The following is an 11,338-nucleotide window of genomic DNA, read 5'->3' as shown; positions in this document are numbered from 1 at the left end:
ACTTCTTATTAAAAATCGCAAATTTTTTATTCCTATTTGATTTTTACAGATTTAAATTATTGATTACTTTAGCATATTATATATCTCTATCCATTTATTTTTAATCTTTATCTATTTCAATTAATGTTGCTTCATAAATTGTTTTAGTTATGCATTTACTAGGCAATAGTGAATACAAAAAGCCCTCACAAATTACCAAAAATATACTATATATAGATATACGAAGTCTGCTTTGACTTTTAAAATTATTTGTGTAAACAGGGAGTAGGGAGTGGGAAGTAGGGAAACTTTTGAGAGTGTATTTGTTTTTTTTGAATCAAATACGACTCCTATATGAATGATATGTGGCTTTTATCAAGCTAGGTTATTATTATAAATCGCAAAGCTGTTTAATATTTGCTTGAGTCTGAGAAGAAAGTGGGTTATCAGCAGGAATTTTATTATATACCTCGTATCCTTCCAAACACTTGTTATCTTTTGCTAGTTTGATGGCATATTCCATCCGACATTTATTAAGAATTATTTGAACTTCCTGATAAATTCTGGAATTTTGAGGCACTTTTTCTGAACTAGCAATACATTCTTCATAATTTGCTATCGCGTTGAAATTTTTAATCTCGTTCAAAGCAAGCAGTGATGTCACTAGAGGATATGCAAAAATGCCACCGATGCAGGCGATCGCAATTAGCGCAATGGTAACACCTGCCTTCAGAGGTGGAGAATTTTTTGGAGGCTGGTAAATAGTTTCTTCGCGTTTGGCTGGTGTTGGGTGTGGTGTTGGGTGTGGTACAGGTGGAGTTTGAGCTATTGTTTCTTCGCGTTTGGCTGGTGTTGGGTGTGGTGTTGGCTGTGGTGCGGGTGGAGTTTGAACTATTGTATCTTCGCGTTTGACTGGTGTTGGGTGTGGTGTTGGCTGTGGTGCGGGTGGAGTTTGAACTATTGTATCTTCGCGTTTGGCTGGTGGTGCAGTCAATGGTCGAGGAATCGTTTCTTCAAAAGAGCCTTCTACGTTGGAAGAAGGAAGTTGGGCAATTGTGTCTTCGGGAGCAACCTTTGCTACACCATAAAGGTCAAAATTAACAGCAGCTTGCAATGCTTGATTTAACTCTTCTACAGTGGCAAAGCGTTTTTCTGGTTCTTTTTGCAAACACCGCATAATCACCGCTTCTAGTTGAGGAGATAAGCTTTCACAGCCTGATTGCGATCGCAAAGGTGTGGGTGGTTCTGAGGTATGGGCAAAAATCCAAGAGGCTTCACTTATACTTCTAGCTTTGATGCTAAAGCCAAACGGATCGGCTTTACTCAGCATTTCATAAAGAATGATGCCCAAACTGTAAATATCTGCTCGTCCATCTAGGTTAATTTCGCCTTTTAACTGTTCCGGTGCTGCATAGCGAAAAGTACCTAAAAATGCACTGGTAAGATTTGTAAATTCTGAAGATTCATTGCGAATTTTGGCAATGCCAAAATCGACAATCTTGACTAATTCTTCTGCTGTAGACACCAAAAAAATATTATCTGGTTTAAGGTCACGATGAACGACCTGAATATGCTCACTTTTGGTTGCTCCATTTCGCCATAAAGTGACACCTTGATGGGCGAGCTGCAAACCTTTACAAACCTGGTTGATAATATTTAGTGTATGTTCCACTGATAGCCGCTTCTCTCGCTGAAGCAACTCTCGTAGCGTCTCTCCGCGCAGATACTCCATTACATAAAATGGAAACTTTTCATCAGTAACACCACAGTCCGTAACTTTGACGATGTGATCGCTTTGGAGAGCAGCACAAACTTCCACCTCACGCTCAAAACGCTTTCTCATCTCTTTTGAGGCTACCAGCGTATCCTTAAGTAGCTTCAATGCTACCTGCTGTCCCAGTCTAGTATCCATCGCCAAAAACACATCTCCCATACCGCCACCGCCTAAACGCTTTTCTAAGCGGTAGCGTTGATTATCGCCAATCATGCGACCAATCCAAGAATCTGAGGTAGACAGGGAGTTCATCTGGCAAACACTATCCTAATTATTTGTTGATTAAGTTTTCACACACAAAAAGTGCAAAGATTAATTAATTTTGCCTGGTTTAATCTGATAATTCATCACCACAATATGTATTAAATAAGACACTATCATAAGAAAGTGTGTGAAGCAATACTGGAATATCAGGTCAATATCTGGCTATGAAAATTAATTGCAGTCTTTGCTATTAGTAATTTTAGATGTTCCAATGGCATGAGATGTTCCTATTTAATAGAAAAATAACCATTGCTGATAATTACAACCTTTAATGTCAAGATTTCGGAAAAATACGCAGTCATTTGTGAAGAATTATCTGTGCTAGCACTGTGGAGAATTAAAAATGAATAACGCGCTATCTATAGCAGCGGTAACAGCAGTACTGAAGGACTTGTTAGAGAATGGTCTTGTCAAAGATGCGATCGCCACTAGTCTTGGTGATGTCATTGTCACTGCTCTTCCCCCTGACCGCGTTTCCCAAGGAACAGATGAACGCGCTCAAATCAATTTGTTTCTTTATCAAGTTACGCAGAATCGCAATGCTGACTGGATGTCTGAAGAATTTCGCAGCAAGCAACAGCGAACACCAGGATCGCGCTCTCAAAATCCCCCTTTGGCGCTTGACCTGCACTACTTACTTACAGCTTATGGAGCAAAAGATTTTCAGGCAGAGCTTTTACTCGGTTATGCTATGCAATTATTGCATGAAATGCCTGTTCTTACTCGCAATGTCATCGAAACTTCTTTGAATAATGCAGCAACAGTCAATACTTCTAGTGTCTTGTCGCAAGCGTTAGCAGCTGTGTCTGTCTTCGATTTAGCGGAACACATCGGACAAATTAAAATTTGCCCAGAGTTTTTTAACATGGAAGAAACTTCTAAGCTTTGGTCTTCCTTGCAAACTCATTATCGCCCCTCTGCTGGCTATCAAGCTTCAATGGTATTAATTAACAGCCGCAATTTAAAACCTTCTGCTGAGGTAACGCCTTTTTCTGAACCAATAATTGAACAAGTTATCACCCCAACCGCAGCTGATAATATAATTGTGGCGGGTAGCACCTTAATTATTCGTGGTAAGCAGTTGCGCGGTGATATAACTCGCATTCGACTAGGGGGTATGGACAAGTTGATCGAAGTCCAGGTAGTTCAAGAAACGCAAATGAGTGTAACCTTACCCCCTAACTTATACGCTGGCGTTCAAAGTGTGCAAGTGATACATCTAAAAATGGGAACTCCCGCAATGTCGCATTATGAAGTATCATCAAATGTGGCTGCTTTTGTGCTGCATCCAATTATCAGCGCTATAGTTAGTCAGGTGCAGGAAAGTAGCATTGATTTGCGATCGCCAGAGATTACGGTGAAATTTAATCCGAAAGTTGGCAAGGCACAGCGAGTAGTTTTATTACTGAATGAAGTTACTATTGATAAGAATGGACAAGCCTATCACTTTTTTTCGTCGCCACGCACAGAAGACACTGACTCAATAACTATTCCTTTGAAAAATATCCAGACTGGAAGCTATTTTGTCCGGGTGCAAGTGGATGGGGCCGAAAGCCCATTATACAAAAATCAGGCTGGTGAATATGATTCGCCGCAGGTAAAAATTCCATGAATGCTTCAAAGATTAGTACAAACTGGCATGAAGCCAACCAGCGCCATCTCTTAGCAGCTTTAGCGGTAGTCAGATGTGCTTTAGAAAAGTACAGTGCTAAAGAGCAACTTGAATTACAAGCGCAGCAACAAGCTTTACACGAGGCTGTTGCGGCTATGTCTGCACCCTCAGCATTAGACAGGCTGTGCAGAATCTTTAGTTTGTCACTCTTTGAACGAGATTTGCTGCTGTTGTGTGCGGGTGTGGAGTTTAGCGGAGAATTTGCTAAGTTGTGTGCGATCGCTCAAGGAGATCCACAGCGACTTTACCCTACTTTCAGTCTTGCCTTAGCTGCATTACCCAACCCGCATTGGGATGCGATCGCTCCTAACTCATCTTTGCGTCGCTGGCAATTAATTAAAATTGGCGAAGGTTCTGCCCTTACCCTCAGTCCCCTCCGCATAGACGAGCGAATTTTGCATTATCTTGCTGGTATGCAGTATCTTGACGAACGTCTAGCTGGCATTATCGAGCCGTTAAATTTTGCGGGTGATTTGGTTCCTTCTCACCAAGCGCTAGCAGAGCGAGTCTTCGGGGTATTATCTCAAACTCCCAAAACTAAACTATTGCCAATTATACAGTTATGTGGTACCGAAAGTGGAAGTAAACGTGGCATTGCAGCAACAATTTGTAAAATCCTGGGTTTGAACCTATATGTAATGCCCGCACAAGTCGTGCCGTTAGTTGCTAGTGAACAAGAGAATTTAATTCGCTTGTGGACTCGTGAGACAATTTTAAGTCCAAGTGCCTTACTTATTGATTGCGACGAGATAGACACGAATGATATTGCTCGTGCTACGGCAATTATCCATCTAAGCGATCGCACAAACAGTGTTTTAATTCTCAGCAGCCGAGAAGGGATGCGGATGTCGCAACGCCAAGCAGTCCGTTTTGACGTGCAGCAACCAACCTCCCAAGAGCAAAGTGCAGTTTGGCAGGAAGCACTTATTGATTTAGTGCCGCAAATCAACGGGCAAGTAAATACTTTAGTCAATCAGTTTAACTTGAGTGCTGCAACTATTCACGCTGCTTGTGCGGAAGCTGCCGGATATTTGAGTCAGGGGGATGAGAAAAATATAAGTGGTATTTTATGGGATGCTTGTAGAGTGCAAGCTCGTCCCCGATTGGATGAACTGGCTCAACGCATTACTCCCTCGGCAGATTGGGAAAATTTGGTGCTACCGGAAGCGCAGAAACAAATTTTACGTGACATTGCAGCACATGTGCGGCAACGAGCTACTGTCTATGAAACTTGGGGTTTTGCTGCCAAAGGTGCGCGGGGTTTGGGAATCAGCGCTTTATTTGCTGGTGCAAGCGGTACTGGTAAAACTTTAGCAGCCGAGGTGTTGGCAGAGGAATTGCGGCTTGACCTTTATCGCATTGATTTGTCGTCGGTTGTCAGTAAATATATTGGCGAAACAGAGAAAAATTTGCGACAAGTATTTGATGCTGCGGAACAGGGTGGGGTGATTTTGCTGTTTGATGAAGCTGATGCGCTGTTTGGTAAAAGAAGTGAAGTGAAAGATGCACGCGATCGCTATGCCAATATCGAGGTCAGCTATCTACTGCAACGGATGGAATGCTACCCAGGCTTGGCAGTTTTGACGACAAATATCAAGAGTGCGATCGATACAGCCTTTATGCGGCGTATCCGTTTCGTAGTGCAGTTTCCCTTTCCCGACGCAGTACAAAGAGCGGAAATTTGGCGGCGGATCTTTCCTTGCGATACGCCAACTCAGGGGTTAGATGCTACACAATTGGCACGGTTAAATGTTGCTGGAGGTAATATTCGTAACATTGCTTTGAATGCAGCTTTTTTGGCTGCGGATGCTGGGGAGGCAGTGCAGATGAAACATGTATTGCAGGCTGCGAAAAGTGAATATGCGAAGTTGGAGAAAGCGTTGACGGAGGCAGAAATTGGCGGGTGGATTGAATGAACTTTTAGCTATCAGCTACCAACATAATTTTAGATTGAAGTCGCTGACGTTAGCATAAGGAGTTTTTAAACTTGAAGATATATGTGGATACAAGCGTATTCAACAGACCTTTTGATGACCAAACACAACCCAGAATAGGGCTAGAAACTCAAGCACTACAGGTAATACTGCTGCGGTTGGTAGAGACGGAAGTAGTAGAACTAGTTGGTTCATCTGTATTAGAGTATGAGAATAGCCGAAACCCATTTCCTCTCAGGCGGCAATGGGTAGAGCGCCAATTCCAGTTAGCGAATTTTTATCAAGCAGTAGATGACCAAATAGCGGAACTAGTGCAGCAGGGATTAGGGCAGATTGATGCATTTCACGTAGCCTGTGCTGAAGTAGCAGAGAGCAACTATTTCTTATCCGTAGATATTAAGGAGAGCTTAGAATCATCAACCCTGTAAATTTTGTTTTAGAAGTAACCGGAGAAAATTTATGAATGTCAAAATGCCAAGAGGACAGGAAGCCTTAGAGATTTTGGAGCAACACATGGAGCCATCGAAAGTAGCTCTCCTCTTGTCTATCTGGCAGACAGGAAGCGATGACTATATAAAGATTAAAGACCAATTATTTGCTGATGAGACAGTAAAAACGCTTTATGAAAAAATTCAAACTTACCAAAATAGTAAGGAATAAATCTGGTAGTAGCGATCGCCCTGCATAGCACTGCGTTAAGTGTGTAATTTTAAGCCATTAAATTTTCTTTTGGCGCGATCGCCCTGCTATGTGATGTGCGAGAATATCGTTATTTGGAAAAAAAGTCAGAGGTTTTGGCTGTTGCAACAGCCAAACTAGAGAAGCTGTTGATAACAGACAGAAATGGGCGGTTGGATGAATGGCAAAGATTAGACTTAAGTCGAATACAGTAGCAGATTGAAAATTTGTAAAATTTGTATCAGTAAAATGCCATAGAGCTAAGTAACGGCAAAGCCAGTTGATGGAGGAATGGTGAGATGAGCGATCGCTTAAAGGTTCAGCGTAAGAAACCAGCTTCATCAGACTTTATAAATCCGTCTCTTGTCGCACCAACACGCGGCTTTAATTCGCAACCTGAGACGGTTTCGTCTCAAAATATCCCCTTGCCTCAGAGTCATGATATTAGCAGAATTTCACTGCGTCCCCAGGCAAAGTTGACAGTTAGCCAACCGGGAGATTTTTACGAGCAAGAAGCAGATAAAGTCGCCCAGCAAGTAATGAGTATGGGTGAACCCGCCCTTTCTCAAAAGTCCATTCAACGGCAGACAATACCCCAAGAGGAAGAAGAACTTTTGCAAATGAAATCTTCGGAAAATCTCGCTATCCAGCAGAAAGAAATGCCTCAAGAGGAAGAAGAGATTCTCACAAAGCCTTCGCTTCAAGGCGCTACCGATGGCAGCTTCCAGGCTGAGGGTAATATTGAGACTCGATTAAATAGTAGTAAAAGTGGGGGAAGTCCGTTAGCGGATGATGTGCGAGGCTTCATGGAACCCCGTTTTGATAACGATTTCAGTCGCGTGCGGGTGCATACGGGTTCGGAAGCGGTGCAGATGAATCGGGAGTTGGGCGCACACGCGTTTGCTCATGGTAGTGATATTTATTTTGGGGCAGGGAAGTCGCCGGGGAATAATGAGTTGACGGCGCATGAGTTGACCCATGTGGTGCAGCAAACAGAAACTAACCCCATTAATACTCACGAAATCCAAACTCGTCGGGAACACCAGAATATCCAACCTATTTCACAGGCTGTGATTCAACGAGATGATCAGACTGACAAAAGTCTTAATCCTAAAGAAGGAACATTGCTGCTGCTAGAAAAGAACCGTCCAAGTGTGGAATCTGCAAGGGTAAATGCACTGGTGCGGCTAGGAAAAATTACCAAGTTGCAGAGCGATGGTAACCGAGCCATTGGGTCGTTAAAGGGACAACTGCTAAAGGTGTCTGAGCGTTATGATCAAGCTTACAAACGATTTGCCACAGTCATCGCTGCTGCCCAACAGGAAGCGCGTGATCAGCAAGAGTGGGTTGATCTGGTGGTCGGAATTGCCATTGGTGTTGCGGTTGGACTTTGCTTTGAGGCGGTAGGAGCAGCAGCACTTGTAGAAACATTAAGTGGCGGGGCTGCAACAGGACTAGGTAAGTGGGCAATTAAGGCAAGTGGTGAAGCTGTCGGTGAAGGTGGTGAGGCTGTTGCTGGGAAGAAAACCGAGGGACTGACTGAAGTCGCCGGGAAAAATCTACAGCCCGATGGGCTTAAACCTGAAGTCTTAAAGATGGAGATTTGGAAATCCTTGAGTAAACTGTATGAATCGGTGGCAAAGATTGGATCTGATAGTTGGGATCAGGCTTTATTAATGGGATCTGCGGAGTATGCAATCGGTGAGATCAAAGCACAGCGGGGTGGCGGTGCAGATATGACGCCTGATGAGGATGTTGATCTCGTTTTGGCTGTCCTCAGTGCTGACAAAGGCTGTAAGGGATTGGATAACGCACTCGACCAAGCGAGCGAAAAAATGGCTGCTTTAGAGGGAAGTATTGCCAATATGCCTAACTATGATGTCACCCAGATGGAGAAGGATATTTGGATTTTATGGATGAGCAGGCTAGAGAAGGATTCCAACATAATAGATATCGATGCAATTGAGGATCATCTTGCATCACTTGGAATAGTGGATTTTGGTTGGTATACAACAGACGCAGAAGAGAATGAAGCGATTGAAAAGGCAAAACAGCAAGCTGCCGAGGTTGGTAAAAGCCTTACCCTTGTTAAGGTGTACTAATAAAAAGGGGCGTTGCATAATTGAAGTATGAATTCGAGCGATCGCGCTGCGTCTGTTGTCTTTAGGATAAAAAGGGTTAATGTGAGGATTGGAGGAGCGATCGCTACCAATTAATTAGCGTTAACATTGTTACCTTTGCAAATCCTACACGTAGCGATTACCACTCATCCCGTAGAGTCCTCTGCATTGCTACCGCATTTCCCTACGAAATTAATTGCCCCACCAAATCAGAGAAATCATAACTGGGTTTTTGCTTGCCGTCTGACGCAACTGGATTCAAAACAACTACAATGTTCACCGCTCCAGCCGCTAACTGCGTTGGAATATTAAGATTCAAATATCCTGATTCATCAATCGTAGTCGTAAGTTTTAGAACTTCCATTGCCAATTTCTTACTCAACAAAATCAACTTCGTTTACTAGTTTACGATATTGAACAGGAGGCGATTTCAGCATGGCTACCGTAGACAATTACCGAAGGTATATCATAACGCGATCGCCACTTGGAATTCTCATCTACTCACCACTGACCAGAATAATCTTCCTGTTGCAACCCAATCAACTGCCGCCGTTTCCAAGCATAATTTAAAATATTCACCCCTAATTCCTGAGCCGTGCGAATAGTAAGTCGGGGTAAACTCAATGCTCTATCCAGCCCCCAAGCAGAGCCTAAATCACCAATAATTAAAATAATTCCTCCTCCTGTTAACACTTGAATCACTTGTTGATTAATCATTGGCAAAGCAGCAAACAAAAAAGGGCGTGTACGTAAAGGATGATCTCGTCGTAACTCATCTAAAGGTCTTAAAGGATTCTCTAACTGCTGTGCCAAACCATGAATTTTTTCAATGAGAGCATTACCATCCAAAGGTGCATCAACTAATAGCACGCCGCCAGTATTCAAGTATTTTTTAAGGTTGTCAAATTCAAGACTATTTAGAGATAATGCTTGTTTGCCTGTTAAATAAAGTAAGTCATATTCTTGAAGATTTTCATTCAATGTAACCTGACCTACTTCTTCAGTTCCTCTTAAAGATGAATATAAAGCTTCTACAGCTTGTAATAGATATGATAAATTAAAGAAACTCCGGGCGCAATCCGGGTCATTGTGATTTACCTGCGCCATGCGAACAATTGCTTGGGGACGTGCTTGTGCGTGACGACGGTAACGCAAATCAATATTGTTATAACCAGGAAAGAAAACATCAGCAGGCTGGGTAATTGTGGCTTCTCCTGATTGTAGAAGTACGCGACAAATTTCTATTTCTGTACTTCCTGGGATAGTGCTTTTTTCATCAACACGATACATTTCTTGTACAACTTCGCGTTGCGTAGTGCGACGCAATTCATCAGGGTCTACATAACTTACTACTAAATACAGCATTACAGGGTCAGAATCGCGGACTTCCGTAGCAATCCGATAGTCAATGGTGTTTGGTACAACAATTAGATTTCCTACCAAATCGATAGCAATCCCTGGCTGAATTTCTACCCAGCGTCCATCCCGATATTGGGCTTCTACTTCGCGGGGGGCTGCTATTACTTGTACACCCAAACCACAAACAATCCCTGGTTGATTTAAGCATTGATAATGAGCATTTTGGCGCAGCCGATGATAATCATGTGCTTTGCGCCAACGTTCGGCATTAATTAATAGTCCGTCTGAGGCTTGTAGGCGTTCAAAGGGTTTAATTGAAGGTGGAGGGAAGGGGTGAGACATAGTAATTTTGGATTTGGGATTTTAGATTTTGGGTTTATTAATTTTGTTAGTTTTAAGTAAAGTTAAAAAACCGCAGAGGCGCAGAGGAAATAAAAATTAGAGATATATAATTTTTGAGGAATTATGTATGATTATTAAGGGAATAAATTTGATTAAGGATAAAGGAATTTATACTGCTGAGGGATTTTCTATAAATAATTCGTAGGTGCAAAAAGCAGGTTTTTCTTGATCGATAATCCGTCGTACCAACTGTTCGTTAATGCTATTAGGATGTTCGGGGCGCAAACGGACTACAAAGTGATAAGATTGTCCACCTCCTAACACTGCTTCTCCCAATTGTGCTTGTTGTAACACGAAACTTTGACCGAAAGGTTCTGTGATACTAATATGTTTTTCAGCCTCATTGGGCAAATGTTCGTCTAGAGGCAAGTTTGTGTAAAGATGCAAGTACAAACGCAAACCCTTACGAGTACCCCGCCAACGGTAAATTTCTACTGCACGGCGAATTAAACGTCTTGATGTATGCAAGTTCCAAATAGAATCAACAGGCCAAGCTACCCAATGTGCTAAAAAGGGCAATAGAGCGCGTGGTGCTGTCAATGGGTCTAGGTTCGCCCACATGACATTGAAGCTGTCAATTACTGGTTGATAAGCTTCTTCAAATATCTTCATGAAGCGACCGATAAAGTCTACTTCCCGATATAGAACTGGCAAAAAATCCATGTAGGCGCTGTGAGGACGAATGTATAAACCGAAATCTGCATTTTGTATTTGTTCTCGTTCTGTGTCTGGGTCGATATGTATAACAACTCGACTGCGAAAATTTAACTCTAACTGCTCTTTATTCCCTGGACGCAGTGCTTCTTGGTCTTCAAAAAATGTAGCAGGAATTTGAAAATAAACCACCGCATCCATCTGCGCTCCAGGTGGGAGTTCCCTAGCTTCTGTGACGATTTGGCACCACTCAGCAGGAAATCCTTCTACTCTCAATGTCAAGCGCAAGTTATGTTGCACTAAGTTCTTTACTTGTACAATCAACTCGCTGGGTTCTCCAGGGTGCAGGACCAAACTAGAGCCAGTTGGGGCAGTTGCTATGCTCTCTGACGCAGCTAAATTAAAGCCAGCCAAAGGTACACCCTCAGAAATTCGCATTGGGGTTAATTGAATATCTATTTTTTTAGGGCTAGATGTAGTTTGAACCATCTGGGGACTAGGG

10 protein-coding genes are annotated in these 11,338 nt (G+C 42.6%); 5 read left to right on the top strand and 5 right to left on the bottom strand.

The features are described 5' to 3' along the window. Positions 1-370: 370 nt before the first annotated feature. Positions 371-2,005 (bottom strand): serine/threonine-protein kinase, encoded by a 1,635-nt coding sequence (locus tag LC608_RS19045; protein WP_229555008.1) that lies wholly within the window; start codon positions 2,003-2,005, stop codon positions 371-373. Between the two features lie 355 nt (positions 2,006-2,360). Between LC608_RS19045 and LC608_RS19040 the strand changes: the two genes are divergently transcribed. From LC608_RS19040 to LC608_RS19025, 4 genes are all read left to right on the top strand, one after another. Beyond that, a complete protein-coding gene (locus LC608_RS19040; protein WP_229555007.1) occupies positions 2,361-3,629 on the top strand; it encodes a DUF4255 domain-containing protein in 1,269 nt (422 codons plus the stop codon). Continuing rightward, positions 3,626-5,605, top strand: coding sequence for an ATP-binding protein (locus LC608_RS19035; RefSeq protein ID WP_229555006.1), 1,980 nt, complete (start codon positions 3,626-3,628; stop codon positions 5,603-5,605). Before LC608_RS19040 ends, LC608_RS19035 begins: the two co-directional genes overlap by 4 nt. An 83-nt stretch (positions 5,606-5,688) precedes the next feature. Continuing rightward, positions 5,689-6,051 carry a PIN domain-containing protein gene (locus LC608_RS19030; protein WP_229555005.1) on the top strand — a complete coding sequence of 121 codons (363 nt, stop codon included), beginning with the start codon at positions 5,689-5,691 and terminating at the stop codon, positions 6,049-6,051. 31 nt (positions 6,052-6,082) lie between these two features. Beyond that, positions 6,083-6,283 carry a hypothetical protein gene (locus LC608_RS19025; RefSeq protein WP_229555004.1) on the top strand — a complete coding sequence of 67 codons (201 nt, stop codon included), beginning with the start codon at positions 6,083-6,085 and terminating at the stop codon, positions 6,281-6,283. 57 nt (positions 6,284-6,340) lie between these two features. On the opposite strand, the gene LC608_RS19020 is transcribed toward LC608_RS19025, so the two are convergent. Next, positions 6,341-6,643 carry a hypothetical protein gene (locus LC608_RS19020; protein ID WP_229555003.1) on the bottom strand — a complete coding sequence of 101 codons (303 nt, stop codon included), beginning with the start codon at positions 6,641-6,643 and terminating at the stop codon, positions 6,341-6,343. On the opposite strand from LC608_RS19020, the gene LC608_RS19015 reads away from it, so the two are divergent. Further along, positions 6,601-8,403, top strand: a complete 1,803-nt coding sequence (locus LC608_RS19015) for a DUF4157 domain-containing protein (protein ID WP_229555002.1) — start codon at positions 6,601-6,603, stop codon at positions 8,401-8,403. The genes LC608_RS19020 and LC608_RS19015 overlap by 43 nt on opposite strands. A 202-nt stretch (positions 8,404-8,605) precedes the next feature. Here the strand turns inward: LC608_RS19015 and LC608_RS19010 are convergent, their stop codons facing one another. The 3 genes from LC608_RS19010 to LC608_RS19000 form a co-directional block, all read right to left on the bottom strand. Then, complete coding sequence (locus LC608_RS19010; RefSeq protein WP_229555001.1) at positions 8,606-8,785, bottom strand: hypothetical protein; 180 nt, start codon at positions 8,783-8,785, stop codon at positions 8,606-8,608. A gap of 137 nt (positions 8,786-8,922) precedes the next feature. After that, on the bottom strand, positions 8,923-10,122 hold the full coding sequence (locus LC608_RS19005) for a DUF4159 domain-containing protein (protein ID WP_229555000.1): 1,200 nt from the start codon (positions 10,120-10,122) through the stop codon (positions 8,923-8,925). Between the two features lie 168 nt (positions 10,123-10,290). After that, complete coding sequence (locus LC608_RS19000) at positions 10,291-11,325, bottom strand: phage tail protein (RefSeq protein ID WP_229554999.1); 1,035 nt, start codon at positions 11,323-11,325, stop codon at positions 10,291-10,293. Positions 11,326-11,338: the final 13 nt, after the last annotated feature.

It is taken from the genome of Nostoc sp. XA010, assembly GCF_020829625.1.
In the GTDB taxonomy this organism is placed as follows: domain Bacteria; phylum Cyanobacteriota; class Cyanobacteriia; order Cyanobacteriales; family Nostocaceae; genus Nostoc.
Note: the sequence above shows the minus strand (reverse complement) of the source record. Positions and strands in the feature narration are given on the sequence as shown.

Bases quoted from the DNA above. Each gene is read 5' to 3' on its own strand.
- LC608_RS19045 (WP_229555008.1), bottom strand. From the start codon at position 2,005: ATGAACTCCCTGTCTACCTCAGATTCTTGGATTGGTCGCATGATTGGC.
- LC608_RS19040 (WP_229555007.1), top strand. From the start codon at position 2,361: ATGAATAACGCGCTATCTATAGCAGCGGTAACAGCAGTACTGAAGGAC.
- LC608_RS19035 (WP_229555006.1), top strand. From the start codon at position 3,626: ATGAATGCTTCAAAGATTAGTACAAACTGGCATGAAGCCAACCAGCGC.
- LC608_RS19025 (WP_229555004.1), top strand. From the start codon at position 6,083: ATGAATGTCAAAATGCCAAGAGGACAGGAAGCCTTAGAGATTTTGGAG.
- LC608_RS19015 (WP_229555002.1), top strand. From the start codon at position 6,601: ATGAGCGATCGCTTAAAGGTTCAGCGTAAGAAACCAGCTTCATCAGAC.
- LC608_RS19020 (WP_229555003.1), bottom strand. From the start codon at position 6,643: ATGAAGCTGGTTTCTTACGCTGAACCTTTAAGCGATCGCTCATCTCAC.
- LC608_RS19010 (WP_229555001.1), bottom strand. From the start codon at position 8,785: ATGGAAGTTCTAAAACTTACGACTACGATTGATGAATCAGGATATTTG.
- LC608_RS19005 (WP_229555000.1), bottom strand. From the start codon at position 10,122: ATGTCTCACCCCTTCCCTCCACCTTCAATTAAACCCTTTGAACGCCTA.
- LC608_RS19000 (WP_229554999.1), bottom strand. From the start codon at position 11,325: ATGGTTCAAACTACATCTAGCCCTAAAAAAATAGATATTCAATTAACC.